The organism is Pseudomonas sp. HMSC066A08, assembly GCF_001813025.1.
GTDB lineage: Bacteria > Pseudomonadota > Gammaproteobacteria > Pseudomonadales > Pseudomonadaceae > Pseudomonas > Pseudomonas aeruginosa.
This window is the reverse complement of record NZ_KV811281.1, coordinates 80,830-106,218: the sequence shown is the minus strand read 5'-3', so window position 1 is coordinate 106,218 and position 25,389 is coordinate 80,830. Positions and strand designations below refer to the sequence as shown.

At 67.9% G+C, this 25,389-nt stretch carries 23 protein-coding genes and 1 pseudogene; 7 read left to right on the top strand and 17 right to left on the bottom strand.

What is annotated here, in order from left to right; genetic code table 11:
• Positions 1–360 precede the first annotated feature (360 nt).
• Positions 361–963 carry a glutathione S-transferase family protein gene (locus tag HMPREF2886_RS07300; RefSeq protein WP_003097816.1) on the bottom strand — a complete coding sequence of 201 codons (603 nt, stop codon included), beginning with the start codon at positions 961–963 and terminating at the stop codon, positions 361–363.
• Between the two features lie 55 nt (positions 964–1,018).
• The gene (locus HMPREF2886_RS07295) at positions 1,019–2,185 is read right to left on the bottom strand and encodes an aminotransferase-like domain-containing protein (RefSeq protein ID WP_003097818.1); all 1,167 of its coding nucleotides are present in this window, start codon (positions 2,183–2,185) and stop codon (positions 1,019–1,021) included.
• 81 nt (positions 2,186–2,266) lie between these two features.
• Between HMPREF2886_RS07295 and HMPREF2886_RS07290 the strand changes: the two genes are divergently transcribed.
• Positions 2,267–2,743 (top strand): MarR family winged helix-turn-helix transcriptional regulator, encoded by a 477-nt coding sequence (locus HMPREF2886_RS07290; protein WP_039027179.1) that lies wholly within the window; start codon positions 2,267–2,269, stop codon positions 2,741–2,743.
• 43 nt (positions 2,744–2,786) lie between these two features.
• Here HMPREF2886_RS07290 and HMPREF2886_RS07285 read toward each other — a convergent pair whose 3' ends face one another.
• Positions 2,787–3,422, bottom strand: coding sequence for a hypothetical protein (locus HMPREF2886_RS07285; RefSeq protein WP_033976325.1), 636 nt, complete (start codon positions 3,420–3,422; stop codon positions 2,787–2,789).
• Positions 3,423–3,652: 230 nt separating this feature from the next.
• On the opposite strand from HMPREF2886_RS07285, the gene HMPREF2886_RS07280 reads away from it, so the two are divergent.
• Positions 3,653–4,849 carry a benzoate/H(+) symporter BenE family transporter gene (locus HMPREF2886_RS07280; RefSeq protein ID WP_070747025.1) on the top strand — a complete coding sequence of 399 codons (1,197 nt, stop codon included), beginning with the start codon at positions 3,653–3,655 and terminating at the stop codon, positions 4,847–4,849.
• A 6-nt stretch (positions 4,850–4,855) separates the two neighbouring features.
• On the opposite strand, the gene HMPREF2886_RS07275 is transcribed toward HMPREF2886_RS07280, so the two are convergent.
• Positions 4,856–5,749 (bottom strand): bile acid:sodium symporter family protein, encoded by an 894-nt coding sequence (locus tag HMPREF2886_RS07275; protein ID WP_003117741.1) that lies wholly within the window; start codon positions 5,747–5,749, stop codon positions 4,856–4,858.
• A 158-nt stretch (positions 5,750–5,907) separates the two neighbouring features.
• Entirely contained in the window at positions 5,908–6,669 is a 762-nt protein-coding gene (locus tag HMPREF2886_RS07270) for an SDR family oxidoreductase (protein WP_033973196.1), read from the bottom strand.
• Between the two features lie 250 nt (positions 6,670–6,919).
• Here HMPREF2886_RS07270 and HMPREF2886_RS07265 point away from each other — a divergent pair, with 250 nt between their 5' ends.
• A complete protein-coding gene (locus HMPREF2886_RS07265) occupies positions 6,920–7,924 on the top strand; it encodes an NADP-dependent oxidoreductase (protein WP_033973197.1) in 1,005 nt (334 codons plus the stop codon).
• 159 nt (positions 7,925–8,083) lie between these two features.
• Positions 8,084–9,805, top strand: a complete 1,722-nt coding sequence (locus HMPREF2886_RS07260; RefSeq protein ID WP_070747023.1) for a SulP family inorganic anion transporter — start codon at positions 8,084–8,086, stop codon at positions 9,803–9,805.
• Here the strand turns inward: HMPREF2886_RS07260 and HMPREF2886_RS33020 are convergent.
• A pseudogene (locus tag HMPREF2886_RS33020) lies at positions 9,786–10,271 on the bottom strand (methyl-accepting chemotaxis protein); the annotation flags it as partial. The gene HMPREF2886_RS07260 and the pseudogene HMPREF2886_RS33020 sit on opposite strands and share 20 nt — an antisense overlap.
• A 283-nt stretch (positions 10,272–10,554) precedes the next feature.
• On the opposite strand from HMPREF2886_RS33020, the gene HMPREF2886_RS07255 reads away from it, so the two are divergent.
• Positions 10,555–10,962, top strand: a complete 408-nt coding sequence (locus tag HMPREF2886_RS07255) for a DUF5086 family protein (protein ID WP_070747022.1) — start codon at positions 10,555–10,557, stop codon at positions 10,960–10,962.
• Between the two features lie 6 nt (positions 10,963–10,968).
• On the opposite strand, the gene HMPREF2886_RS07250 is transcribed toward HMPREF2886_RS07255, so the two are convergent.
• Complete coding sequence (locus HMPREF2886_RS07250) at positions 10,969–11,577, bottom strand: flavin reductase family protein (RefSeq protein WP_003097831.1); 609 nt, start codon at positions 11,575–11,577, stop codon at positions 10,969–10,971.
• 137 nt (positions 11,578–11,714) lie between these two features.
• On the opposite strand from HMPREF2886_RS07250, the gene HMPREF2886_RS07245 reads away from it, so the two are divergent.
• Positions 11,715–12,062 (top strand): GFA family protein, encoded by a 348-nt coding sequence (locus HMPREF2886_RS07245; RefSeq protein ID WP_024915942.1) that lies wholly within the window; start codon positions 11,715–11,717, stop codon positions 12,060–12,062.
• On the opposite strand, the gene mnmH is transcribed toward HMPREF2886_RS07245, so the two are convergent.
• From mnmH to HMPREF2886_RS07230, 3 genes are all read right to left on the bottom strand, one after another.
• The gene (gene mnmH / locus HMPREF2886_RS07240; protein ID WP_003087548.1) at positions 12,041–13,150 is read right to left on the bottom strand and encodes a tRNA 2-selenouridine(34) synthase MnmH; all 1,110 of its coding nucleotides are present in this window, start codon (positions 13,148–13,150) and stop codon (positions 12,041–12,043) included. The genes HMPREF2886_RS07245 and mnmH overlap by 22 nt on opposite strands.
• Positions 13,150–14,184, bottom strand: coding sequence for a selenide, water dikinase SelD (selD, locus tag HMPREF2886_RS07235; RefSeq protein WP_003087546.1), 1,035 nt, complete (start codon positions 14,182–14,184; stop codon positions 13,150–13,152). The genes mnmH and selD overlap by 1 nt, the downstream gene beginning before the upstream one ends.
• An 83-nt stretch (positions 14,185–14,267) precedes the next feature.
• Positions 14,268–14,546, bottom strand: coding sequence for a hypothetical protein (locus HMPREF2886_RS07230; RefSeq protein ID WP_003097836.1), 279 nt, complete (start codon positions 14,544–14,546; stop codon positions 14,268–14,270).
• 114 nt (positions 14,547–14,660) lie between these two features.
• Between HMPREF2886_RS07230 and HMPREF2886_RS07225 the strand changes: the two genes are divergently transcribed.
• Positions 14,661–15,698: a patatin-like phospholipase family protein gene (locus HMPREF2886_RS07225; RefSeq protein WP_003087542.1), complete on the top strand. Its 1,038-nt coding sequence runs from the start codon at positions 14,661–14,663 to the stop codon at positions 15,696–15,698.
• A 3-nt stretch (positions 15,699–15,701) separates the two neighbouring features.
• Here HMPREF2886_RS07225 and HMPREF2886_RS07220 read toward each other — a convergent pair whose 3' ends face one another.
• The 7 genes from HMPREF2886_RS07220 to kdpA all read right to left on the bottom strand — a co-directional run bounded on the left by HMPREF2886_RS07220 (position 15,702) and on the right by kdpA (position 25,389).
• Positions 15,702–16,307, bottom strand: coding sequence for a DUF4893 domain-containing protein (locus tag HMPREF2886_RS07220; protein ID WP_003110632.1), 606 nt, complete (start codon positions 16,305–16,307; stop codon positions 15,702–15,704).
• A 110-nt stretch (positions 16,308–16,417) separates the two neighbouring features.
• Positions 16,418–17,326, bottom strand: coding sequence for a glutaminase B (glsB, locus tag HMPREF2886_RS07215; protein ID WP_003087537.1), 909 nt, complete (start codon positions 17,324–17,326; stop codon positions 16,418–16,420).
• 121 nt (positions 17,327–17,447) lie between these two features.
• On the bottom strand, positions 17,448–18,140 hold the full coding sequence (locus HMPREF2886_RS07210) for a response regulator (RefSeq protein WP_003087534.1): 693 nt from the start codon (positions 18,138–18,140) through the stop codon (positions 17,448–17,450).
• 100 nt (positions 18,141–18,240) lie between these two features.
• Positions 18,241–20,898, bottom strand: a complete 2,658-nt coding sequence (locus HMPREF2886_RS07205) for a sensor histidine kinase (protein ID WP_070747019.1) — start codon at positions 20,896–20,898, stop codon at positions 18,241–18,243.
• 107 nt (positions 20,899–21,005) lie between these two features.
• Complete coding sequence (gene kdpC, locus HMPREF2886_RS07200) at positions 21,006–21,557, bottom strand: potassium-transporting ATPase subunit KdpC (RefSeq protein WP_033973212.1); 552 nt, start codon at positions 21,555–21,557, stop codon at positions 21,006–21,008.
• Positions 21,558–21,610: 53 nt separating this feature from the next.
• Entirely contained in the window at positions 21,611–23,683 is a 2,073-nt protein-coding gene (gene kdpB, locus HMPREF2886_RS07195; protein WP_070747017.1) for a potassium-transporting ATPase subunit KdpB, read from the bottom strand.
• A gap of 11 nt (positions 23,684–23,694) precedes the next feature.
• Complete coding sequence (gene kdpA / locus HMPREF2886_RS07190; RefSeq protein WP_033973214.1) at positions 23,695–25,389, bottom strand: potassium-transporting ATPase subunit KdpA; 1,695 nt, start codon at positions 25,387–25,389, stop codon at positions 23,695–23,697.

Here is a 25,389-nt window from a genome sequence, read left to right as displayed (position 1 = left end):
TATCGCCAAGCCCTCGATGACCAACTTATGCGGTAGGCCGCGTACGGCGACGACAGAGAATTGCGCACCGCTTACCCGCTCGACAGTGCCGTGCGCCTACTGGCGAGAAAGCTGCCCGACGGTAGTCGGGTCGGCTAGCGCGGCCAGTCGGTCGATCCCCTCCTGGGCATCGACCTCAACAGCCAGTACCTGACCCGCCACCAGCGCGGTGCCGGGTACGAACAGCAGCGCCAGGAAAGCGAGCTACGAAAAATCAGGAAAAACGCACATCCAGCCCGATGCATAAAAATTTCGCTCTACCCGAAATTTCCGCTCATGGCAGAAAATCAATGCCTCGCCAACCGCTGATCGAATCTCCCCTCAATCCAGCATCCCCACATACCCCGGCACCTCCCCCACTCGCTTGATCCACGCGCGGATCGCCGGGTAGGCCGTCAGGTCGAAGCCGCCTTCATGGGCGACATGGGTGTAGGCGTAGAGGGTGATATCGGCGATGGAGAACTGTTCGCCGACCAGGAATGGCGTGCGCGACAGCTGTTTCTCCATGACGTCGAGGGCCTTGTAGCCGCCGATCTTCTTCTCTTCGAACTCGGCGCGGCGGGCTTCCGGGAGGCCGAGGTAGAGCTTGATGAAGCGCGCCACGGCCACATAGGGCTCATGGCTGTATTGCTCGAAGAATTGCCATTGCAGCACCTGGGTGCGCAGGCGCGGTTCGCTGGGCAGCAGGGCGCTGCCGTCGGCAAGGAAGTTGAGGATGGCGTTGGACTCCCACAGGCAACTGCCGTCCTCCAGCTCCAGCACCGGTATCTTGCCGTTGGGGTTCTTCGCCAGGAACTCCGGGGTCTGGGTCTCGCCCTTGAGAATGTCCACCGGAACCCACTGGTAGTCGATGCCGAGCAGCGACATGGCCAGCTTGATCTTGTAGCAGTTGCCCGAACGGTAATCACCGTAGACCTTGTACATCGTGTCGCTCCTCGGATCGGATGGCCGGCGCCCCGGGAGGAGCGCCGATGAGGGTTCAGGCCGCTTCGGCGGCCTGGGCGTCGCGGACGACCTTGGCCAGGCGCCGCAGGCCTTCGTGCAGGCGCTCCGGGGCGACGTGGCTGAAGTTCAGCCGCAGGCGCCCGAGGTTCTGCTCCGGCTCGGCGAAGAAGGGTTCGCCGGGCATGAATGCGACATCGGCGGCCAGCGCCGGCTGCAGCAGGGTGCGGGTATCCAGCGGCTGCCTGAGGGTCAGCCAGAAGAACAGCCCGCCCTCCGGGATGTTCCATTCGGCCAGCTCGCCGAAGTGCTCCAGCAGCGCCTCCTGCATGGCGTCGCGGCGGACCCGGTAGAACTCGCGCAGCTCGGCCAGGTGCTGGCGGTAGGCCTCGCTGCCGAACCACTGCAGCGCCTGCCACTGCCCTACCCGGTTGGTATGCAGGTCGGCCGACTGTTTCAGCCGCAGCAGGTGCGGGAACAGGTCCGGGGTGGCGATCAGGAAGCCGACGCGCAGGCCCGGCAGCAGGGTCTTCGACACCGTGCCGGTATAGATCCAGCTGGACTTGCGCAGGCGGCTGACCAGCGGGGTTGCGCGGCCCTCGTCGAACACCAGTTCACGATAGGGTTCGTCTTCGATCAGGGTCACGCCGAACTCGTCGAGCAGTGCCGCCACCGCGTCGCGGCGCTCCTCGCTGTAGCGCACGCCGGACGGATTCTGGAAAGTCGGGATCAGGTAGGCGAAGGCCGGCTTGTGTCGCTCCAGGCGCTGCCGCAGGGCAACCAGGTCGGGGCCCTCGGCACCCAGCGGCACGGTCACGCAATCGGCGCCGAACAATTGGAAGGCCTGTAGCGCGGCGAGGTAGGTCGGCGCCTCGAGCAGCACCTCGGTGCCCGGATCGATGAACAGCTTGCTGGCCAGGTCGAGGGTCTGCTGCGAACCGCTGACGATCAGCACCTGGCTCGCCTCGCAGGGAACGCCGAGGGCACGCGCTTCGGCGGCGATGGCTTCGCGCAGGGCGGGCTCGCCTTCGCTCATGCCGTACTGGCCCATGGAGGCCGGCATCTGCTCCCACTGCACCTTCGGCAGCATCGGCTCGGCCGGCAGCCCGCCGGCGAACGACATCACCTCCGGACGCTGCGCCGCGGCAAGGATTTCGCGGATCAAGGAGCTTTTCAGGCGGGAGATGCGTTCAGAGAAGGCCATGGGATCACCGGTAGCGTAGGCGGGGGAAAATGAGTCAAACTGCTTGACCGAAACTACGATGCCGCGCCCGGAAGCGTCAATATGCCTGACCTGAAAAACCACGCCGTCCAGCAGCAGGCCATGATGGAAGCCTTCTTCTTCGCGTACCAGGCCTTCACCACCAAGCCTGACGAGATGCTCGCCCGCCGCGGCCTGGGACGCGTGCATCACCGCGTGCTGTTCTTCATCGCCCGCTATCCGGGCCTCAGCGTGAAGGAACTGCTGGCCCTGCTCGGCGTGACCAAGCAGGCGCTGAACATCCCGCTGCGCCAGTTGCTGGAGATGAACCTGATCGACAGCGCCACCGCCGACGACGACAAGCGCAAACGCCTCCTCGGCCTCACAACCGAGGGCGTGCGGTTGGAAAAGGCGCTGCGTCGCGAGCAGTCGCGGCTGCTCCAACGCTGCTTCGAGGAAGCCGGCGGCGAAGCGGTCTCCGGCTGGCTGGCGGTCAATCGCACCCTGGCTCGGGCGCATGCAGGCAGCCGCGGCGAAGCGGCGACGGAGGCCGCCGACTGACGCGCCTGGCGCCTGGACGCTCGACAAGCCGACCGGCTGCCCGCTAGCCCCGCTCCAACTCCCGCGCCGCGCGCCAGCAGGCCAGCGCCATGGCCACGGTGGCGGCCAGCAGCGGCAGTACCGCCAGCACCAGCAACAGCACCGAAACCAGCATCGCGCCGCCGGCGATGTCCAGCCAAGCCATGATCCGCAGCGACGGATAGAGGTTTTCCTGCTTGAGCAGACGCAGGCCCAGCCAGAGGGTGGTAGCGCCGATCAGCGCAAGCAGCGCGAAGTACACCAGCGCCTGCCAGTTCCAGCCCTGCAGCGCATCGTCGGTAACCGCCAGCAGGCTCCAGCCCTCGCCCAGCAGGGTCAGGAGAATCGACAACCATACCGGCCAGGCCAGCGAGGGGCCGCGAAAGCGCGACTCGACCAGGTGCTTGAGCCGCAGCAGCAGGTAGGCGCCGAGCAGGCTGAGGAGCAGGCCCAGCCAGTCGGCGTAGACCCTGGACGCGGCGCCGTCGCCGAATGCCTCCAGCAGGCTGAGCACCATCAGCACCACGCCGCCGGCTATCGAGGCCAGGCAGAGCCAGGCGAGGATGCGCAGTTGCGCGGGCGTCCAGCGCCGGCGGAAAGCATCCGGTATGCCCTGCTCGACCAATTCGACACGCGGCGTGGCGTAGGGGTTTGCATCCATGGCGAAGCTCCTCGGCAAATGCCGGGAAGTTACCAGCTCCGCCAGCTTCCGGCAGCTGCGACTGTATGGCCAACTATGTCCGCGGCTGTACCGGGACAGCCCCTGGTCGGCTGTTTAGGCTGCGCAAAACAGAAAAAGACGATCGGCACTCCGCGCCTCGCGCAACCTGCCCCGTGGCTCCGCCCACTGCCTTGCCCGGTCGTCCCGCACACTCCATGGAAGTACCCGGCATGACCGAAACCACCCAGCCCCAGCCTCGTCTGCGTCCATTCGCCGACTCCTCTCCCGCCGCCGTGGTGGCCGGCTTCGTCGCCATGCTCACCGGCTACACCAGCTCGCTGGTACTGATGTTCCAGGCCGGGCAGAACGCCGGCCTCAGCAGCGCGCAGATTTCCTCGTGGATCTGGGCCCTGTCGATCGGCATGGGCCTGGCGACCATCGGCCTGACCCTGCGCTACCGGGTGCCGATCGTGATCGCCTGGTCCACCCCCGGCGCGGCGCTGCTGATCAGCAGCCTGCCCGGAGTGCCGTACGGCGAGGCGATAGGCGCCTTCATCGTCTGCGCCCTCCTGATCACCCTGTGTGGCGTCACCGGCAGCTTCGAACGCCTGATGCGCCAGGTTCCCTCCTCGTTGGCCTCGGCGCTGCTGGCCGGGGTGCTGTTCCGCATCGGCATCGAGATCTGCAACGCCGCCGAGCAACAGACCCTGCTGGTGCTGGCGATGTTCTTCAGCTATCTGCTGTGCAAGCGCTTCTCGCCGCGCTATGCGGTGTTCGCTGCGCTACTGGTGGGGGTACTGCTGGCCGGGATACTGGGCCAACTGGACTTCAGCAGGTTCCGCCTGGAACTGGCGGTACCGGAGTGGACCACGCCGAGCTTCTCCCTGGCCGCCACCATCAGCATCGGCATCCCGCTGTTCATCGTCGCCATGGCTTCGCAGAACATGCCCGGCATCGCCGTGCTGCGCGCCGACGGTTACCAGGTGCCGGCCTCGCCGCTGATCTCGAGTACCGGCATCGCCTCGATCCTGCTGGCACCGTTCGGCTCCCACGGGATCAACCTGGCGGCGATCAGCGCGGCGATCTGCACCGGTCCCTCAGCCCACGAGGACCCGCACAAGCGCTATACCGCGGCGCTCTGGTGCGGCTTCTTCAACTGCGTCGCGGGAACCTTCGGCGCCACCCTGGCAGCGTTGTTCACGGCGTTCCCCAAGGCACTGGTACTGTCCATCGCCGCCATCGCCCTGCTCGGCTCGATCATGAACGGCCTGGCCAACTCGATGGCCGACGAGCGCCAGCGCGAGGCTGCGCTGGTGACCTTCATGGTCACCGCCTCCGGCTTCACCCTGCTGTCCATCGGCTCGGCGTTCTGGGGCCTGGTGGCCGGCCTGCTGACTCAGTTCGTGCTCAACTGGCGGCGCGGCTGATCAACCTCAGTCCGGCGCCGTCACGGGCGCCGGCGCGGCCTGGTGGCCACGGCTGACCCACCAGCCGAAGGCCGCCGCGGTGAAGAACATCAGCACCCCGTAGATCGCTGGCGGAATCGCCATGGTGCTGTTGTTCAGCAGGCTCGGACTCAGCGCCAGGGCGATCGCCAGGGTGCCGTTGTGGATGCCGATCTCCATGCCGATGGCCACCGCCTGGGCCTTCGGCAGGCGCAGCAGGCGCGGCACCCAGTAGCCCACCGCCAGGCTCAGCAGGTTGAAGGCCAGCGCGGCCAGCCCGACCACCGGCGCGTAGGTGACGAAGGTCTGCCAGTCCTTGGCCAGCGCCAGCAGGATGATCACCAGCAACAGCAGCGCGGAAAGGATCTTCACCGGCTTCTGCAGGCGATCCGCCACGGCCGGCAGGCGGTTGCGCACCAGCATGCCGATGGCCACCGGGCCGAGGACGATGACGAACACCTGCACGACCTTGCCGAACTGCAAGGGAATCGCCTGCCCGTCGCCCATGAAGTATTGCAGCGACAGATTGACGATCAGCGGCATGGTGAGGATGGCGATCACCGAGTTCACCGCGGTCAGGGTGATGTTAAGTGCCACGTCGCCATGCGCCAGGTGGCTGTAGAGGTTGGCGGTGGTGCCGCCGGGCGAGGCCGCCAGCAACATCATGCCGACCGCCAGGGCCGCCTCCAGGGCGAAGCCCTGGACGATCAGGAAACAGGCCAGGGGCAGCAGGACGATCTGGCACACCAGGCCGACCAGCACCGGCTTCGGGTAACGCACCACGCGGAGGAAATCGGCCGGGGTCAGGGACAGTCCGAGACCGAGCATGATGATGCCCAGGGCGATGGGGAGGAACAGGGTCAGGATGGGATCGGCGGTCATTATTGTTATTGCTCCGATGCGATGGAGACGGGCTCAGGCCCCGGATTCTCGACCCAGGTTAGTCCCCCGGCAGTGGCCTGGCGCGCCAAACCGCGCGCCGACCTGTAACAGAATGCGAATGCCCCGCGCCGGGGCATCCCGGTTGTATCGCCGCCCGCTCAGATCGCCGTCGCCCCGCCGTCCACCGGCAAGGCGATACCGGTGGTGAAGCCTGCGTTGTCGCTGCACAGGTAGAGCACCGCGGCGGCGATTTCCTCGACCCGCCCGACCCGACCCAGCGGATGCATCGCGGCGGCGAACTCGGCCTTGCGCGGATCGGCCTCGTAGGCGCGGCGGAACATGTCGGTGTCGATCACCGCCGGACACACGGCGTTGACGCGGATGCCCTTCTTCGCGTACTCGATCGCCGCCGATTTGGTCAGGCCGATCACCGCGTGCTTGGAAGCAGCGTAGATGCTCATCTTCGGCGCCGCGCCGAGCCCGGCGACCGAGGCGGTGTTGACGATCGCGCCACCGCCCTGGGCCAGCATCAGCGGGATCTGGTGCTTCATGCACAACCAGACGCCCTTCACGTTGACAGCCATGATGGCATCGAACTCGGCTTCGTTGCCGTCGGCCAGCTTGCCCTGCTCGATCTCGATGCCGGCGTTGTTGAAGGCGTAGTCGAGACGGCCGTAGGCCGCTGCGCAACCCTCTACCAGCGCCTTGACCTCGGCGTCGCGGGTGACGTCGCAGCGAATGAAGAGGGCTTCGCCTCCCGTCTGGCGGATCGCCTCGACCGTGCCCTCGCCGCCGGCACTGTCCAGGTCGGCGACCACCACCTTGACCCCGGCGGCGGCGAAGGCCAGCGCGGTAGCGCGGCCGATGCCCGCCGCACCGCCAGTGACCAGTGCGACCTGGCCGGAAAGAAGTTTGCTCATCTGCTGCTCCTCGGAAAATCGCCTTCCGCCAACCGCGACGGAACCGGGCCGCGCCAGTCTAGCCAGGGTCGCCGCAAGGCATAGCACTATCAGGGGACTGGAGGATGGGCCATCCAGCCCGCTGATAAGGCTGATAGCGGCGAATCATCGGCATAGATGACCGGTCATTTCCGCACTCGCCTTCGCTTGCCGCCGGCGCCGGCGCCAGCTATCCCTAGGGGCCTGTTTCCCGACATTCGAGTGCCCTGCCATGACCTCCCAGATCAATCGGCAATACCAGTTGGCCCAGCGTCCCAGCGGGCTGCCCGGCCGCGATACCTTCAGTTTCGTCGAGACCCCGCTCGGCGAACCGACCGAGGGCCAGATCCTGGTGAAGAACGAGTACCTGTCGCTGGACCCGGCGATGCGCGGCTGGATGAACGACGCCCGCTCCTATATCCCGCCGGTGGGGATCGGCGAGGTGATGCGCGCGCTCGGCGTCGGCAAGGTGCTGGTTTCGAAGCACCCCGGTTTCCAGGCCGGCGACTACGTCAACGGCGCCCTCGGCGTGCAGGACTATTTCGTCGGCGAGCCCAAGGGTTTCTACAAGGTCGACCCGTCCCGCGCGCCGCTGCCACGCTATCTCTCGGCGCTGGGCATGACCGGCATGACCGCCTACTTCGCGTTGCTCGACGTCGGCCAGCCGAAGAACGGCGAGACCGTGGTGATCTCCGGCGCCGCCGGCGCGGTGGGCAGCGTTGCCGGGCAGATCGCCAGGCTCAAGGGCTGCCGGGTGGTGGGCATCGCCGGCGGCGCCGAGAAATGTCGCTTCCTGGTCGAAGAACTGGGCTTCGACGGCGCCATCGACTACAAGAACGAAGACCTCGCCGCCGGACTCAAGCGCGAATGCCCGAAGGGCATCGATGTGTTCTTCGACAACGTCGGCGGCGAAATCCTCGACACGGTGCTCACCCGCATCGCCTTCAAGGCACGCATCGTCCTCTGTGGGGCGATCAGCCAGTACAACAACAAGGAAGCGGTGCGCGGCCCGGCCAACTACCTGTCGCTGCTGGTCAATCGGGCGCGCATGGAAGGCATGGTGGTGATGGACTATGCCCAGCGCTTCCCAGAAGGCCTGAAGGAGATGGCCACCTGGCTGGCGGAAGGCAAGCTGCAATCGCGCGAGGACATCGTCGAAGGCCTGGAGACCTTCCCCGAGACCCTGCTCAAGCTGTTCAGCGGGGAAAACTTCGGCAAGTTGGTGTTGAAGGTCTGAGGTCCGCCACCGGCGCGAAGACGCGGCGGATAGCGCCTTGCGCTATCCGCCCTGCGCCTCGCCTGAGCGTTTGCACCGAAGAAATAATGATTCCCGGCAATCCTGCCGCCTGTCCTTCGGGCTAAGCTGCGGCATCCGCGCCTGCAAGGAATCAGCCGCATGCCACTCGCCCGCTGGGTACCCGGACTCGATAGCCTGCTCCACTACCGCCGCGCCTGGTTCCGTTCGGATGTCCAGGCCGGGCTGTCGGTAGCGGCGATCCAGATCCCCACTGCCATCGCCTACGCCCAGATCGCCGGTTTCCCGCCCCAGGTAGGCCTCTATGCGTGCATCCTGCCGATGCTGATCTACGCCCTGATCGGCAGCTCGCGGCAGTTGATGGTAGGCCCCGACGCGGCGACCGCGGCGATGGTCGCCGCCGCCATCACCCCGCTGGCGGCGGGCGATCCGCAGCGCCTGGTGGACCTGTCGATGATCGTCGCGATCATGGTCGGGCTGTTCTCCATCGTCGCCGGCCTGGCCCGCGCCGGGTTCATCGCCAGCTTCCTCTCGCGACCGATCCTGGTCGGCTACCTCAACGGCATCGGCCTGAGCCTGCTGGTCGGACAGTTGGGCAAGCTGTTCGGCTACGAGGCGGCGACCAGCGGCTTCGTCGCCGGCATCCTCGCGCTGCTGGAGAACCTGCTGCACATCCATTGGCCGACGCTGATCCTCGGCAGCCTCTCGCTCTTGCTGATGGTGCTGCTGCCGCGGCGCTTCCCGCAGTTGCCCGGGGCGCTCTGCGGCGTCCTCCTGGCCAGTCTCGCCGCGGCGCTGCTGGGCCTGGATCGCTACGGCGTGGAACTGCTTGGCGAGGTACCGGCCGGGCTGCCACAACTGAGCTGGCCGCAGACCAGCCTGGAGGAACTGAAAAGCCTGCTGCGCGACGCCACCGGCATCACCGTGGTCAGCTTCTGCAGCGCCATGCTCACCGCGCGCAGCTTCGCCGCCCGCCACGGCTACAGCATCAACGCCAACCACGAACTCGTCGCCCTCGGCCTGGCCAACATCGGCGCCGGGGTCTCCCAGGGCTTCGCCATCAGCGGCGCCGACTCCCGCACCGCGGTGAACGACATGGTCGGCGGCAAGACACAACTGGTCGGCGTGGTCGCCGCGCTGGTGATCGCCGCCACCCTGTTGCTGCTGAACAAACCCCTGGGCTGGGTGCCGATGCCGGCGCTCGGCGCGGTCCTGTTGCTGGCCGGCTGGGGCCTGATCGACGTGCAGGCGCTGAAAGGCTTCTGGAAGCTCAGCCGCTTCGAGTTCAGCCTCTGCCTGCTGACCACCGTCGGCGTGCTCAGCGTCGGCGTGCTGCCGGGAATCTTCGTCGCCGTCAGCATCGCCGTACTACGCCTGCTCTACTACACCTATCGTCCGAGCGACGCGGTGCTCGGCTGGATGCACGGCATCGACGGCCAGGTCGAGCTGGCCAAGTACCCGCAGGCCACCACTCTTCCCGGCCTGGTGATCTACCGCTTCGACGCCCCCCTGCTGTTCTTCAACGCCGACTACTTCAAGCAACGGGTGCTTGCCGTGGTGGACGGCAGCGAGCGGCCGAATGCGGTGCTGCTCAACGCCGAAGCCATGACCAACCTCGACATCAGCGGCCTGGCCACCCTCCACGAGGTACAACAGATCCTCAAGGCCCAGGGCGTGCACCTGTCGCTGGCACGGGTGACCGGGCAGACGCTGGACCTGCTGCAACGCTCCAGCATGCTCGGCGAGATCAAGCCGCCGCTGGTGTTCAGCTCGGTGCGCTCCGGGGTCAGTGCCTATCGCTACTGGCTGCGCCAGCAGAAAAGACTCGCCGCCCAGGCCGCGGCTACAAGCGGAAATGCCTGACCATGCCCTGTAGTTCGCGCCCCAGCTCCGCCAGTTGTTCGCTGGACGAAGCCGTCGACTGCATGGCCTGGGCCGACTGATCGGCTACCTCGCGGATCGCGTGACGCTGCGGTTGATCTCCTCGGCGACCGCGCTCTGCTGCTCGGAGGCCGCGACGATCTGCTGGATCAGCGCCACCGCCGTGGCGATATTGCCCAGCGCCGCCTCGGTCTGCAACGCGTCGTCGACGCTCTGGCCCACCAACGGTGGCTGCGCTGCACTCGATCTCGGCCGTGGACCGTTGGGTGCGCCGCGCCAGCGCCCGCACCTCGTCGGTGAACACGGCGAAGCCTCGACCCTGTTCGCCGGCCTGCGCCGCCTCGATGGCGGCGCTCAGCGCCAGCAGGTTGGTCTGCTCGGCCACGCTCTTGATCACCTCCAGCACGCTGCCGATACGCTGGCTGTCGGCGCTCAGCGCCTCGACGCTATAGCAGGACCAGGGTAAAACCGATGGCCAGTTTCTTCGCCGTGCCGGGATCGGCCAGACGCCTGCGCAGCAACCCCAGCATGACTCCCCTCCCCCGTGGCGCGCCGTCTGCGTGCGCATTTCCCGCTGTGTCGCGCGTTTTTCGCCGAACCTGAGCGGCCGGGCAAGGTAGTGGCACGATAATAGCCAGGAGAGATGTGCGCAGGTCGTTTCCAGGATATCCGGGCTGACGTCGGCCGGGCGCGGAGCCATACTGGGCACCCCATGGAAAAAGGAGCTTGCCATGCGTCCCGTATTGCCGCTGTTGCTGTCGCTGAGTCTGTGCGCCCCCGCCCTGGCCGACTGGAGCGGCCCGATCGAGCAGCCGCTCTGGTCGTTGCCGGCGGCGCCGGGCCTGTCGCGCTGGCTGATCGTGCACAACCTGTCGAGCGCGGCGGCCGACGGCCTCTACCACGTCGAGGTCCTGGAGCGCCGCCAGGGCCAGCAGCCCTGGCAGTTCCAGCGCCTGGCCGCGCACCTGGCGCTGAGCGAACAGGCGCTGCGCGCGAGTATCGTGGCGCCGCTGAAGCGCGGCGGGGTGTATCCGGAAAGCTACCAGCTCGCCTATCGCCAGTGGCAGGAACGCCAGGCCGCGGGCCAGGCGCCGGTGTGCCGGCGCACGGTCGACGAGTGCCTGCGGGCGCCGGACTGAGCCCGGCTACCTGGGCCGGATCATGCTGAACGTGTCGCGGGTATGGCTGTAGTGGCTGCCGCCCAGGCGACCGACCAGGTCGAGCCGGGCGCTATCCACATGGCGCTCGTCGGCCAGCACGGCATCGTCGACATGGGCCAGCAGCACGCGGGCGAAGATCAGGTGGCAATTGGGGTTCTCCGCCGGATACGGCTTGATTTCCGCTACCTCGCACTCGAAGGCCACCGCCGCCGCGGCGATCCGCGGCGGCGCCACGCGTACGCTGGACACGGTAGGGATGCCGACCGTCTCGATCTCGCTCACGCCATGGGGCAGCCAGGCGGAGGTGGCGTTCATGGTCTCGGCCTGGGCGGCGCCGACCAGGTGGATCACCAGCTGCCCGGTGGCCTGGACGTTGCGCAGGGTGTCCTTGAGGCTGCCGTCGTCGCGCAGGCTGACGTTGACCATCAGGGTCGGCGGCTCGTCGCTGATCACCTGGAAGAAGCTGAACGGGGCCAGGTTGCTGGCGCCCTCGGCGGACAGGGTCGAGACCCAGGCAATCGGTCGCGGGGTGACGGTGGAAGCCAACCAGCGATAGGCCTCGGCGGGAGCGATGGTGGTGAAGTCCAGTTGCATGGCGGTCTCGCGGAAATCGACGGAGGGGACGCCGATTATGCCGCAGCCCCGCAGCTCTCGCGACCGTCTGCGCCGCAGCCCTGCGCCACCCGGAGGCAGCGGCTAGACTTGCCCTACCCTCACCCAGGAGCCCTGCCATGAACTATCGAGGAAGCTGCCACTGCGGAACCATCGCCTACGAAGTCGAAGGCGACCTCGACCAGGTGATCCAATGCAACTGCTCACTGTGCAGCCGGCGCGGCTGGCTGCTGTGGTTCGTCCCGCGCGACCGTCTGGCGCTGAAGACGCCGGCCAGCGCGATGCACACCTACACCTTCAACACCCATCGCCTGCAGCATCACTTCTGCCCCACCTGCGGCTGCGCGCCGTTCAGCGAAGGCATAGGCCCGGACGGCCAGGCGATGGCCGCGGTCAACGCGCGCTGCCTGGAGAACATCGACGCCAACGCGCTCCCGGTACAGCACTACGATGGCCGCAACGCCTGACGCTGGCGCAGGTACCCGATCACCTCGGCCTGGTTGCCGCGGAACTCGACGCGGTCTTCCTTGCTCTGCCGCTGGAAGGCGTACATCGGGTCGTAGTACTCCTTGAGCAGCCCCTCGATCCAGCCGCGATGGGTATCCACCGAGCCGTCGCGGCCCTGCTCTTCCAGCGCCTGCACGAGGATCGCCGCCAGCCGCTGGTAGCGCTCGCCGCCGAGGCGCTTGACGATGCCGGCGAGACTCTTCTGCAGGTAGGCGGAGAAGGCGGCGAAGCCCTCCTCCACGCCCACCACGCGCTCGAACTCGCTGCGCAGGTCGATCACGTAGTCCCTGAGGATACGCTCGACACGCTGCTCGAAGGCATCCTCCAGCCAGACCAGCGGGTAGCCCTGCATGCCCTGGTACAGCTCCAGCGGCAAGGAGCAGCTGCCGACGATCCGCCCCTCGTCCTCGAGGACGAACTGGCCGACGCCGCGATGACGCTTCTTCAGGATGTCGATGGCCAGGCGGTTCTCGAAGTCGATCTGCGCCGGCTGCGGCGTGGCTCGCCGGCCAAAGCTGGAACCGCGATGGTTGGCGTGGCCTTCGAGATCGAGGCTGTTGTCCAGCGCCGCGATCACCTCGGTCTTGCCGCAACCGGTGAGGCCGCCGACCAGCACGAAATCGCACTCGTCGACCGCCGCGCGGGTGGTTTCGAAAAGGAAGTTGCGCAACGCCTTGTAGCCGCCGATCACCCGTGGGTAGTCGATGCCGGCGTCCTGCTTCAGCCACTGCTGGACGATCTGCGAGCGCAGGCCGCCGCGGAAGCAATACAGGTAGCCGTTCGGATTGGCTTCGGCGAAGGCTTTCCAGGCCGCCAGCCGTTCGGCCTTGAGCGCCCCGCAGACCAGTTCGTGGCCAAGGGCGATGGCGGCCTGCTGGCCGTGCTGCTTGTAGCTGGTGCCGACCTTCTGCCGCTCGATGTCGTTCATCAGCGGCCGGTTGACCGTGTTGGGAAAGGCGCCCTTGTGGTACTCCACCGGGGCGCGCACATCCATCAGGGGGATATCGTCGAGAAACAGTTCGCGGTAGTGCTGGGTGTTGTCGCGCATCACAGCACCTGTACCGCGAGACTCTGTCGCTCGACCAGCTCGCCGATCGGCGCCAGTTGCAGGCCGAGTTCCGCCGCCACGGCGAGGAACTCCGCCTCGCCTTCCGGAGCCACCGCCACCAGCAGGCCGCCGCTGGTCTGCGGATCGCAAAGCAACAGCTTCTGCACTTCCGGCAGTGGCGCGATGCGCTCGCCATAGCTGTCGAAGTTGCGCAGGGTGCCGCCAGGCACGCAGCCCTGCTCCAGGTAATATTCGGCACTGGCCAGGCGCGGTACCGCGGCGTACTCCACGCGTGCGGTGAGCTTGCTGCCGTCGGCCATTTCCACCAGGTGGCCGAGCAGGCCGAAACCGGTGACGTCGGTCATCGCCTTGACCCCGGCCAACCGGCCGAAGCGCGCGCCGGGCCTGTTCAGGGTGCACATCCAGTCGCGCGCCACGCCGACGTCCTCGGCGCGCAGCCTGGCCTTCTTCTCGGCAGTGGTGAGGATGCCGATGCCCAGCGGCTTGGTCAGGTACAGCCTGCAGCCGGCCTCGGCGGTGTCGTTGCGCTTCATGAAGCGCTTCTCCACCACGCCGGTCACGGCCAGGCCGAAGATCGGCTCGGGGGCGTCGATGGAGTGTCCGCCGGCCAGCGGGATGCCGGCTTCCTCGCAGACCTTGCGGCCGCCGGCGATCACCTCGCGGGCGACTTCCGCGGCCAGCACGTTGACCGGCCAGCCGAGGATGGCGATAGCCATCAGCGGGTCGCCACCCATGGCGTAGATGTCGCTGATGGCGTTGGTCGCGGCGATACGGCCGAAATCGAAGGGGTCGTCGACGATCGGCATGAAGAAATCGGTGGTGGAGACCACCCCGCGCTCCTCGTCGAGAGCGTAGACAGCCGCGTCGTCGCGCGAGGCGTTGCCGACCCAGAGCTTCGGATCGAGGTTCTGCGCGCCGCTGCCGGCGAGGATCACCTCCAGCACCTTGGGCGAAATCTTGCAGCCGCAGCCGGCGCCGTGGCTGTACTGGGTCAGGCGGATCGCCTCGCTCATCGGTGTACTCCCGTGGATGTCGGAAAAGTGCCCATTCTAGCAAAGCCGGCGCCGCCGCCAGAGGGCCGATCGCCGCGCCCGGCTCAACGCCCGGCGCGCGACTCGCGGATATAGAAGCGCGCCTTTTCGGCCTTGCTGGTGCAGCCCTCGTAGGCCTCGAACTGCTGCTGGGTCTTGGCCCCGGTGAGCAGGGTCAGGGCCTTCGAGTAGCTGACGGTGCCGGCGAAGCCTTCGGCCTTGGCCAGGTCGAGTTCCTTCCAGGCCGCGTCCAGCTGGTCGGCGCAGTTCTCCCGGTAGGCGGTCTTGCCGGCACAGCCGGCCAGGGTCAAGGCAAGGACGGGCAGAACGATCCAGGTTTTCATCGAACGATCTCCGGACAGGGAAAGGGCCGCGCATCGCCGCGACGCACTTGGCGGCGGCCGGGCGACACGCGTATCGTTTTCGCTTCGTCACGCAGTATTGGCAAGGGGTTGCAGATGAGCAAACAGGTCGCTCTGGTATTGGGCTCCGGCGGTGCGCGCGGCTACGCGCACATCGGCGTGATCGAGGAACTCGAGGCACGCGGCTATGAGATCACCTGCATCGCCGGTTGTTCCATGGGCTCGGTGATCGGCGGCATCTACGCCGCCGGCAAGCTGCGCGAGTACCGCGAGTGGGTGGAAAGCCTCGACTACCTGGACGTGCTGCGCCTGCTCGACGTCAGCTTCCGCCTCGGCGCGATCCGCGGCGAGCGGGTGTTCGGCAAGATCCACGAGATCCTCGGCGAGGTGAACATCGAGGACCTGTCGATCCCCTACACGGCGGTTGCCACCGATCTCACCAACCAGCAGGAAATCTGGTTCCAGGAAGGCTGCCTGCACCAGGCCATGCGCGCCTCGGCGGCGATCCCCAGCCTGTTCACCCCGGTCATGCAGGGCAGCCGCATGCTGGTCGACGGCGGCCTGCTCAACCCGTTGCCGATCGTGCCGGTGGTGTCGGCCCACAGCGACCTGATCATCGCGGTCAACCTCAACGCCACCAACCAGAAGCAGTACCACCTGCCGGTAATCGAGCGTCCGGCCGCGCTCAAGGGGCGCTTCGACAGCATGATCGAGAGCCTCGGCCACAAACTCTCGTTCTTCCGCCGCCACGGCGACGACAATACCCCGCCGGAGCTGAGCGCCGACGCCCTGCTCCATCCGGTTCCGGCGGAATCCGAGGAGCCCGCCGAGCCGCAACTGCAACAGCCGGCCGCGGCGCCGCAAGGCAAGGACTCGCCGAAGTCGGCCAGCGGCACCACGGTAGTGGAAAGCAGCGGTCCGGCATCGCTGCTGGAACTGGTCAACCAGAGCTTCGAGGTGATGCAGACCTCGCTGGCGCAGTACAAGATCGCCGGCTACCCGCCGGACATCCTGATCAACGTGCCGAAGCGGGTTTGCCGCTTCTTCGAGTTCTACAAGGCGCCGGAGCTGATCGCCCTCGGCCGGCAGATCGCCAGCGACACCCTGGACCGCTACGAGGAAGACAACGCCTGAGCCTCAGCGGCTGAACTCGAGGACTTCATAGCCGCCGCGCCGTTCCGGGAACAGCAGGAGGAAGCCACCGGCGTGCGGGCGCAGCAGCGCGACCACGTCGGACTCAGCCGGCGCGCCGTGGGCCAGGCCACTGAAGGCCACCTGGGGCTCGTCGTTGACCGTGGCGCCGCCGAGGAACACGTAGCGCTGCGTGCCTTCGCGGAACAGGTAGCCGCTGACCCGCTGCGAACCGCTGGTCTTCTCCAGGAACAGGCCGCGGTCGGTACGCCGGATGCGGCACTGGAAGTTCGGATAGCGATAGATGCCGTACTGGTCGGCCTGGGTCGAGCGGCACTTCCAGTCGCCCAGCAGGCCTTTCTCGTCGACGGCGACGACGGGCTGCGCCAGGCTGAGTTCCAGTTGCTCCAGTTCCGGCAGGAATTCCTCGAAGGCACTGTCGTAGTAGCGCTTGTTGATGGCCTCGGCGTCCTGCTCGACGGCCAGCACGCTGCGCTGCTGCTGATCGCTGGTGTAGCCACGCCAGTCCGGTTCGGCGGCGCCGGCATGCGCGCAGGCGGCGAGAACGGTGAGGCAGGCGAAGACACGGGAAACGGGGATCGGACGGGACATGGCGACCTTCCTGGCGAGTGGACCGGCGCATCCGGCGCCGGCAAGCGGTAGCCGCAGAACATAGCGCAGCGGCGCCGGGAATTCGAGCGCCGCCACGACGGGCGGCGGTTTCAGAAGATCGACCAGCCGATCCGCTCGCTGAGTTTCTCCAGCGCGGCGATACCCGCCAGCGAATTGCCCGCGGCGTTCAGTTCCGGCGACCAGACACAGACCGTGAAGCGCCCCGGCACCACCGCGATGATGCCGCCGCCGACACCGCTCTTGCCCGGCAGGCCGACCCGATAGGCAAAGTTGCCGGCCTCGTCGTATAGCCCGCTGGTGGCCATGATCGCGTTGACCTGCTTGGTCTGCCGCTCGTTGAGTACCTGCTCGCCGCTGTGCTTGCAGAAGCCCTTGTCGGCGAGGAAGCAGAACGCCCGCGCCAGGTCGACGCAGCTCATGCGCAGCGCGCAATGATGGAAATAGCTGAGCAGCACCGCCTCGACGTCGTTGTGGAAGTTACCGAACGATTTCATCAGGTAGGCCGCCGCCGCGTTGCGCGAGCGGTGCTGGTACTCGGAACGCGCCACCACCGAGTCCGACACCACTTCCGGGTTGCCGCACAGGCGCCGGACGAAATCGCGCATCGATTGCGCCGGCGCGGCGAAACGCGACTGGTTGATGTCGCAGATCACCAGGGCGCCGGCATTGATGAACGGGTTGCGCGGCTTGCCGCGCTCGAACTCCAGCTGCACCAGGGAGTTGAAAGGCTGGCCGGAGGGCTCGTGGCCAAGGCGTTGCCAGATGTCCTCGCCGGAATGCTGGATCGCCTGGACCAGGCTGAACACCTTGGAAATGCTCTGGATGGAAAACGGCCGCAGGGCGTCGCCGGCATGGAACAGCTCGCCGTCGCGGCTGTACACGGCGATCCCCAGCTGGTTCGGCTCGACGCCGGCGAGCGCGGGGATGTAGTCGGCGACCTTGCCGCGCCCGATCAGCGGGCGGACTTCATCGAGAATCTCGTTCAACAGTTGCTGCATGATGACCTTCGTGGTGACACCGGGGCACCGACCCGGGCGCATCCGGGCCAGCGCGAATGCGCGGCATCATAGGCGATGAACGCACGGGAGGCATGCCCCTCGCGCAGAATTGCGCTGCGCGTCAGCTGTCGCGCAGGCGATAGCCGACGCCCGCCTCGGTCACCAGGAAGCGCGGGCTGGCCGGATCGTCGCCGAGTTTCTGGCGCAGGTGGCCGACCACGACCCGCAGGTAATGGGTGTCTTCGACATGGGTCGGGCCCCAGATATCCTTGAGCAGTTGCTGCTGGGTCACTACGCGTCCGAGATGGCGTGCCAGCGCGGCGAGCACCGCGTACTCCTTGCGCGTCAGCGCCACTTCCGCACCCTCCAGGGTGACCCGGCGATAGGCGAAGTCCACCTGCAACGGGCCGACCGCCACCGCCGCCTCCGGGCTTTCGCCCTGCGCCGCCTGGCGCAGCAGGACGCGCACGCGGGCGAGGAACTCCTGGATGCCGAACGGCTTGGTCACGTAGTCGTTGGCGCCGCCGTCCAGGGCCAGTACCTTCTCGCCCTCGCTGGCGCGCACCGACAGCACCAGCACCGGCACCTGCGACCATTCGCGCAGGTCGCGAAGGATGTCCTGACCGTCGCGGTCCGGCAGGCCGAGGTCGAGCACCACAAGGTCCGGCCGGTTCAGCGCGGCCTGGGCCAGCCCCTCTTCGCCGGTGCCGGCCTCGAGCACCCGGTAGCCCTGGGCATTGAGGCTGATGCGGAGGAACTTGCGGATCTGCGGTTCGTCGTCGATCAGCAGGATGCTGTTCTGCAATTGGGTCATGGCACTCGGCACGGCAGGTGAACACGGCGACGAGCCAGCGGCGGCGTCGCGGAAACGGCAGGAATAGCGCGAGCGCGGGCGCCAGGCAAGTGCGCCGGGCTCATTCGTCGCCCTCCAGTTGCCCGAGGTCCGGCTGCGGATGCAGCGGCAGGTGCAGGACCAGCGTGGTGCCGCGACCGTCGAGGCCTTCGCCGACGCTGATGCGCCCGCCGTGGGCGCCGATCATGCCCTGGCAGATCGCCAGGCCCAGGCCGGTGCCCTGGCCACCGCGGTCGCCACGGGCAGCGGTGTAGAACATGTCGAAGATCTTCTCCCGCTCGGCCTCGGGAATCCCCGGCCCCTCGTCGCTCACCGCGAAACGCAGCTCGGCGGCATCCTGGCCGACCTCGATGCGCAACCGGCCGTGGCTCGGCGAGAAGCGCGCGGCATTTTCCAGCACGTTGATCAGCGCCTGTTCGATCAGCGCCGCATGCACGTAGAGCAACGGCAGGTCGTTGGCCACGATCGCCTGCACCCGGTACGGCGCCAGCACCGCGCGCAGGCGGTTCAGCGCGCTGCCGACGATGTCGCCCGGCGCCACCCAGTCGCGCGCCAGCTTCAGGCCACCGTGGCCGAGACGGGTCATGTCGAGCAGGTTCTGGATATAGCGGTCCAGTCGCTCGGCCTCGTCGCGGGTGCTTTCCAGCAGTTCGCGACGATCCGCCGGCGGGATCACCTCGCTCAGCGCCAGCAGGCTGTCGATGGAACCGCGCATGGCGGTCAGCGGCGTGCGCAGGTCGTGGGACACCGAGGCGAGCAAGGCGCTGCGCAGTTGCTCGGTCTCGCCGTGCAGGCGCGCGGCCTCCAGGTCCTCGGCCAGGCGCGCACGCGCCAGGGCCTGGGCCAGGGGCTGGCCGAGGGCGGCGAGCAGACGCCGGCGCTGCGGGCTCAGCGGCTGGCCGTCCAGCGGCGCGACGCCGAGCAGCGCCAGCGGTCCCTCTTCCGCCGACAGCGGCCACCACCACCAGCGTCCTCCGGGCAGCGTGCCAGTACCGAGGCCGGCCGGCTGGTCGTGGGCCCAGGCCCAGTCGGCGGCGACCCGTTCCTGGTCGACGAGTTGCCGCTGCACGCCGGCCTCGGTCTTCCACTTGCCATTGACCTGGCCGAGCAGGCAGACCTCGACGTCCTTCCAGTCGTCGAACTGCTGGGCGGCGGCGGCCAGCACGGCCTGGCGGTCGGTGGCGGCGGTGAGCTTGCGCGACAGCTCCAGCAGCAGGCTGGTTTCCTCCTGGGTATCGCGCAGCGCCTCCAGTTGGCGCCGCTGGCGTGCCGCCAGGTTGCCGGTGAGGCCGGCCATGAACAGGAAGAACGCCAGGCTCAGCAGGTCTTCGTGGCGATGGATGGCGAAGGAAAAATGCGGCGGGATGAACAGGAAGTCATAGGCCAGGAACGACGCCACCGCGCACAGCAGTGCCGGCATCAGGCTGCTGCGCACTGCCACCAGCAGCACCGCCATCAGGAACACCAGGGAGATGTTCGGCAGCTCCAGCAGGTGCGCCACGATCCAGGCCAGGCCGCTGGCCAGGGCAGTCGCCAGCAGCGCCAGCAGATAGTCGTTCCACACCACCGGATAGCGTGGCCGCGATTCCGCCGGGCGCAGGTCGGCCTCGCTGTCCAGGGCGCTGATCTCCAGGCCCTGGCCGTCGCGCAGCAGGCGCCCGGCGAGACCGCCGCCGAAGGCCCGGCGGTACCAGCGGCGCCGCGACTGGCCCACCAGGACCAGGCTGGCGCGGCGCTCGCGGGCATGTTGCAGGAGGGTCCGCGCCACCTCGCCGGCGCGCAGCACGACGATCTCGCCGCCGAGCCGCTCGGCCAGTTGCTGCGCGCCCTGCAGGCGCATCCGCGCCTGCTCGCCGCGCAAGCCGCCGGTATCGACGTGTACCACGCTCCAGGGCAGGTGCCGACGTTCGGCGACCCGGCAGGCGTGGCGCACCAGGCGTTCGGCCTGTTCGTCGCCGTCGATGCCCACCAGCAGCCGCCCGCGCAACGCCGGCGCCTCCTCGCCGCGCTGGCGGTAGCGGTGGTTGAGGTCGGCGTCGACCCGCGCGGCGGCGGTCTGCATCGCCAGTTCGCGCAGCGCGGTGAGGTTGGTCTGCGAGAAGAACGCATCGATCGCCGCCCGCGCCTGTTCCGGCACGTAGACCTTGCCTTCGCGCAGGCGCTCCAGCAGCTCGCGCGGCGGCAGGTCGATGAGGACGATCTCGTAGGCTTCCTGCAGCACCCAGTCCGGCACCGTCTCGCGGACCTGCACGCCGGTGATGTCGCGGACCTGGTCGTTGAGGCTTTCCAGGTGCTGGACGTTGACCGTTGTGTAGACGTCGATCCCCGCCGCCAGCAACTCCTGGATGTCCTGCCAGCGCTTGGCGTGGCGGCTGCCGGGAACGTTGCTGTGGGCCAGTTCGTCGACCAGGGCCAGCGCCGGCGGGTCGGCGAGGAGACCGTCGAGGTCCATTTCCTGCAGTTTCATCCCTCGATACTCGAGGCTGCGCAGCGGCTGCTGCGGCACGCCTGCGAGGAGGGACTCGGTTTCCGCCCGCGAGTGGGTCTCGACCACCCCGGCGCGCAGTTTCACGCCCTGGCGCAACTGGGCCTGGGCGGCCTGCAACATGGCGAAGGTCTTGCCCACCCCCGGCGCCGCGCCGAGAAAGACTTTCAGGCGGCCGCGCCCGTCAGCGGGCAGGTCGGCCAGCAGCGCGTCGGCGCGTGCGGTGTCGGTCATGGATCGGTCGTACTCCGTTGCTCTGCGCCGCGCGGGGCGGACGATCGCCGGCGATCATCCGCCGATGCGGCGATATTGCAAGCCCTTGCGTGGGCCTCCGCGGAAACCTAGCGCTTCAACCCCGCCAGCGCCACGTTCAACGCCAGCACGTTGACCACCGCGGGCCCCACCAGCGGCCGCTCGGTGTGGCTTTCCACCAGGTCCTCCACCAGCCGCAGCGGCAGCCCGCGCGCCGTGGCCACCCGCAGCGCCTGGTAACGCGCGGCCTGCGGCGGCAGTTGCGGATCGAGTCCGCTACCGGAGGTAGTGACCAGCGCCAGCGGCACCGGTCCCTGATCGGCGATACGCTCCTTCGCGGCGTCCCTGGCGATGCGCTCGGCCAGTGCCGGGTTGCTCGGCGCCAGGTTGCTCGCGGCGCTGGAAACGGTGGCGTAGTCGCCCGCCGAAGGCCGCGAATGGAACCACTCCTCGCCGTCGAACTTCTGCGCGATCAGCCGCGAGCCGAGCACCTTGCCCTCGGCGTCGCGCAGCAGGCTGCCATTGGCCTGCTCGGGGAACGCCAGTTGGGCGATACCGGTGACCAGCAGCGGATAGGCCACGCCGGTGACCAGGCTCAGCACCAGCAATGACGCCAGTGCCGGACGGAGTTGCTTGAACATGTGCAGATCCTCTCTTCAGTCCCAGGCCCTCGCCCGACGGCGAGGGCCGTTGTTCATGCCAGGCCGACGGCGGTCAGCAACAGGTCGATCGCCTTGATCCCGAGGAACGGCGCCACCAGGCCGCCGACGCCATAGATCAGCAGGTTGCGCTGCAGCAGTTGCGAAGCGTCCGCCGCCTGCACCCGCACGCCGCGCAAGGCCAGTGGGATCAACGCGACGATGATCAGCGCGTTGAACACGATGGCCGACAGGATCGCGCTCTGCGGGCTTTGCAGGCGCATCACGTTGAGCACGTCGAGCTGCGGGTAGATGCCGACGAACAGCGCCGGCAGGATGGCGAAGTACTTGGCCACGTCGTTGGCGATGGAAAAAGTGGTCAACGCGCCGCGGGTGACCAGCAACTCCTTGCCCACCTGGACCACGTCGAGCAGCTTGGTCGGGTCGCTGTCCAGGTCGACCAGGTTGGCCGCCTCGCGGGCGGCCTGGGTGCCGTCGTTCATGGCCATGCCGACGTCGGCCTGGGCCAGCGCCGGGGCGTCGTTGGCACCGTCGCCGCACATCGCCACCAGGCGACCTTCGCCCTGCTCCTGGCGAATCCGCGCCAGTTTCTTCTCCGGGGTAGCCTCGGCGATCACGTCGTCGACCCCTGCCTCGGCGGCGATGGCAGCGGCGGTCAGCGGGTTGTCGCCGGTCACCATCACGGTGCGGATGCCCAGCCGGCGCAGTTCGGCGAAGCGCTCGCGAATGCCCGGCTTGACCACGTCCTTCAGGTGAATGGCGCCGAGCAGCCGGCCGTTGGCTACCACCAGCAGCGGGGTACCGCCGCTCTGGGCGATCTTGTCCACCTCCCGCGAAAGCACCTCGGGCATCTTCTCCCGCGGCAGGTCGATGAAGCGCAGCGCCGCATCCACCGCCCCCTTGCGGTACACCTGGCCGTTCCAGTCGACCCCGGACAGGCGGGTTTCCGCGCTGAAGGCGATCGGCGTCAGCTCCTCGCGGCGCGGCTCCTCGATCGGATGCAGGATGCGCAAGTATTCGACGATCGACTTGCCTTCCGGCGTGTCGTCGGCCAGCGAGGCCAGCAACGCGCCCTCGGCCAGTTCCTTGCCGCTCACCCCCGGCGCGGCGTACAGCGCGCTGCAGCGGCGGTTGCCGAAGGTGATGGTGCCGGTCTTGTCGAGCAGCAGCACGTGGACGTCGCCGGCCGCCTCCACCGCGCGACCGGACTTGGCGATCACGTTCAGGCGCACCAGGCGGTCCATGCCGGCGATGCCGATGGCCGAGAGCAGGCCGCCGATGGTGGTCGGGATCAGCGTCACCAGCAGCGCCACCAGGAACACCAGCGGCAGGTTGCCGCCGGCGAACAGGGCGAACGGCTTGAGGGTCACCACCACCAGCAGGAAGATCAGGGTCAGGCCGATCAGCAGGATGTCCAGCGCTACTTCGTTGGGGGTCTTCTGCCGCTTGGCGCCTTCCACCAGGGCGATCATCCGGTCCAGGGTCGACTCGCCCGGGTTGGCGCCGATCCGCACCAGCAACCAGTCGGACACCACCAGGGTATTGCCGGTCACCGCCGAGCGATCGCCGCCGGACTCGCGGATCACCGGCGCCGATTCGCCGGTGATGGCGGCCTCGTTGACCGCCGCCACACCTTCGATGACTTCGCCGTCGCCGGGAATCATCTCGCCGGCCTGGACCCGTACCACATCGCCCTTGCGCAGGCTGCCGGCAGCGACGCTCTCGAAACTGCCGTCGGCGCGCCGCCTATTGGCGGAGAGGCCCTGGCTGCCGGCCTTGAGACTGTCCGCGCGGGCCTTGCCACGACCCTCGGCGAGCGCTTCGGCGAAATTGGCGAAGAGCACCGTGAACCACAGCCAGAGGGCGATCTGCAGCGCCACCGAGGTCGGCACCGCCTGGTCGGGGACGAAGCACAGCAAGGTGGTGAGCACGGCGGTCAGTTCGACCACCAGCATCACCGGCGAGCGCAGCAACTGGCGCGGGTCGAGCTTGACGAAGGCTTGCAGCAGCGCCGGCCGCCACAAGGCGGCGAGGCTGGTGGACGCGTTATGGCGACGTTCGAGCGATTTGTGCAAGGCGTTCTTGGACGCCTGGGTCTGAGCGTTCATGTGCGATTCCTTCAGAAGCCGAGGCTCAGTTGTTCAGCGATCGGGCCGAGGGCCAGGGTCGGCAGGAAGGTCAGGCCGCCGACCAGCAGGATGGTCACGGTGAGCAGGCTGACGAACAGCGGGCCATGGGTCGGGAAACTGTTCGGCCCCACCGGGCTGGCCTTCTTCGCCGCCAGGCTGCCGGCGATGGCGAGGATCGGCAGGATGTAGCCGAAGCGGCCGATGAGCATCGCCAGGCCGATCATCAGGTTGTGGAACGGCGTGTTGGCGCCGAAACCGGCAAACGCCGAGCCGTTGTTGGCGCTCCCCGAGGTGTAGGCGTAGAGCAGTTGGCTGAAACCGTGCGGGCCGGGATTGGTCACCGCCGAAGCCGGCCCCGGCAGGCTGGCGGCGATGGCGCCGAGCACCAGCACGCCGACAGGCATCACCAGCAGGGTGAAGACCAGCAGGCGGACCTCCTTCGCCTCGAGCTTCTTGCCCAGGTACTCCGGCGTCCGCCCGACCATCAGGCCGGCGAGGAACACCGCGATCAGGACGAACAGCAGCATGCCGTAGAGGCCGGCGCCGACGCCGCCGAAGATCACCTCGCCGAGCATCATGTTCAGCAGCGGCAGCATGCCGCCCAGAGGGCTCAGGCTGTCGTGCATGGCGTTCACCGAGCCGTTCGAGGCGGCGGTGGTGGTGATCGCCCAGAGCATGCTGGCGGCGGTGCCGAAGCGACTCTCCTTGCCCTCCATCGGCGCGCCCTGCTCGATCGGCAACTGCGCCAGCGCCGGGTTCGGCTGGTATTCGGCCCACAGCGACAGGCCCAGGCCGAGGCAGAACAGCAGCAGCATGCAGCCGAGGATCGCGCGGCTCTGGCGCAGGTCCTTCACGTAGTGGCCGAAGGTGAATACCAGCGCCGCCGGGATCAGGATGATCGAGGCCACTTCGAACAGGTTGCTCCAGGCGCTCGGGTTCTCGAACGGATGGGTCGAGTTGACGCCGAAGAAGCCGCCGCCGTTGGTGCCCAGCTGCTTGATGGCGATCTGGCTGGCCGCCGGGCCGAGCGGGATGGTCTGCTCGGCGCCTTGCAAGGTGGTGGCATGGGCATAGTCGAAGAAGGTCTGCGGCACGCCCTGCCAGACCAGCAGCAGCGCCAGCAGCAGGCACAGCGGCAGCAGCACGTAGAGGGTGCCGCGGGTCAGGTCGACCCAGAAGTTGCCCAGTTGTCGCGTGGAGCGGCGGCTGATACCGCGCGCCAGGGCCACCAGCACGCAGAGGCCGACCGCCGCGCTGACGAAGTTCTGCACCGTGAGGCCGACCATCTGGCTGAAGTAGCTCAGCGAGGCCTCGCCGCTGTAGGCCTGCCAGTTGGTGTTGGTGACGAAACTGACCGCGGTGTTGAACGCCAGGGTCCATTCCAGGCCCGGCAGGTGCTGCGGGTTCAGCGGCAGGCTGCCCTGCAGCATGAGGATCGAGAACAGCAGGACCAGGCCGGCCAGGTTGAATGCCAGCAGCGCCAGGGTGTAGGTCTTCCAGTCCTGCTCGCTCGCCGGATCGACGCCGAACAGGCGATAGCAGACGCGCTCCAGTGGCGCCAGCGGCGCGCTGAGGAGATTGCGTTGGCCTTCCATCACCTTGAAGCAGTAGCGCCCGAGGAACGGTGCAGGCACCAGGACCAGGGCGAAAAAGGCCAGGATCAAGAGAATCTCGTGGCTGTTCAT

Coding starts and splice junctions, on each gene's coding strand:
- HMPREF2886_RS07300 (WP_003097816.1), bottom strand. CDS start 963: ATGTACAAGGTCTACGGTGATTACCGTTCGGGCAACTGCTACAAGATC.
- HMPREF2886_RS07295 (WP_003097818.1), bottom strand. CDS start 2,185: ATGGCCTTCTCTGAACGCATCTCCCGCCTGAAAAGCTCCTTGATCCGC.
- HMPREF2886_RS07290 (WP_039027179.1), top strand. CDS start 2,267: ATGCCTGACCTGAAAAACCACGCCGTCCAGCAGCAGGCCATGATGGAA.
- HMPREF2886_RS07285 (WP_033976325.1), bottom strand. CDS start 3,422: ATGGATGCAAACCCCTACGCCACGCCGCGTGTCGAATTGGTCGAGCAG.
- HMPREF2886_RS07280 (WP_070747025.1), top strand. CDS start 3,653: ATGACCGAAACCACCCAGCCCCAGCCTCGTCTGCGTCCATTCGCCGAC.
- HMPREF2886_RS07275 (WP_003117741.1), bottom strand. CDS start 5,749: ATGACCGCCGATCCCATCCTGACCCTGTTCCTCCCCATCGCCCTGGGC.
- HMPREF2886_RS07270 (WP_033973196.1), bottom strand. CDS start 6,669: ATGAGCAAACTTCTTTCCGGCCAGGTCGCACTGGTCACTGGCGGTGCG.
- HMPREF2886_RS07265 (WP_033973197.1), top strand. CDS start 6,920: ATGACCTCCCAGATCAATCGGCAATACCAGTTGGCCCAGCGTCCCAGC.
- HMPREF2886_RS07260 (WP_070747023.1), top strand. CDS start 8,084: ATGCCACTCGCCCGCTGGGTACCCGGACTCGATAGCCTGCTCCACTAC.
- HMPREF2886_RS07255 (WP_070747022.1), top strand. CDS start 10,555: ATGCGTCCCGTATTGCCGCTGTTGCTGTCGCTGAGTCTGTGCGCCCCC.
- HMPREF2886_RS07250 (WP_003097831.1), bottom strand. CDS start 11,577: ATGCAACTGGACTTCACCACCATCGCTCCCGCCGAGGCCTATCGCTGG.
- HMPREF2886_RS07245 (WP_024915942.1), top strand. CDS start 11,715: ATGAACTATCGAGGAAGCTGCCACTGCGGAACCATCGCCTACGAAGTC.
- mnmH (WP_003087548.1), bottom strand. CDS start 13,150: ATGCGCGACAACACCCAGCACTACCGCGAACTGTTTCTCGACGATATC.
- selD (WP_003087546.1), bottom strand. CDS start 14,184: ATGAGCGAGGCGATCCGCCTGACCCAGTACAGCCACGGCGCCGGCTGC.
- HMPREF2886_RS07230 (WP_003097836.1), bottom strand. CDS start 14,546: ATGAAAACCTGGATCGTTCTGCCCGTCCTTGCCTTGACCCTGGCCGGC.
- HMPREF2886_RS07225 (WP_003087542.1), top strand. CDS start 14,661: ATGAGCAAACAGGTCGCTCTGGTATTGGGCTCCGGCGGTGCGCGCGGC.
- HMPREF2886_RS07220 (WP_003110632.1), bottom strand. CDS start 16,307: ATGTCCCGTCCGATCCCCGTTTCCCGTGTCTTCGCCTGCCTCACCGTT.
- glsB (WP_003087537.1), bottom strand. CDS start 17,326: ATGCAGCAACTGTTGAACGAGATTCTCGATGAAGTCCGCCCGCTGATC.
- HMPREF2886_RS07210 (WP_003087534.1), bottom strand. CDS start 18,140: ATGACCCAATTGCAGAACAGCATCCTGCTGATCGACGACGAACCGCAG.
- HMPREF2886_RS07205 (WP_070747019.1), bottom strand. CDS start 20,898: ATGACCGACACCGCACGCGCCGACGCGCTGCTGGCCGACCTGCCCGCT.
- kdpC (WP_033973212.1), bottom strand. CDS start 21,557: ATGTTCAAGCAACTCCGTCCGGCACTGGCGTCATTGCTGGTGCTGAGC.
- kdpB (WP_070747017.1), bottom strand. CDS start 23,683: ATGAACGCTCAGACCCAGGCGTCCAAGAACGCCTTGCACAAATCGCTC.
- kdpA (WP_033973214.1), bottom strand. CDS start 25,389: ATGAACAGCCACGAGATTCTCTTGATCCTGGCCTTTTTCGCCCTGGTC.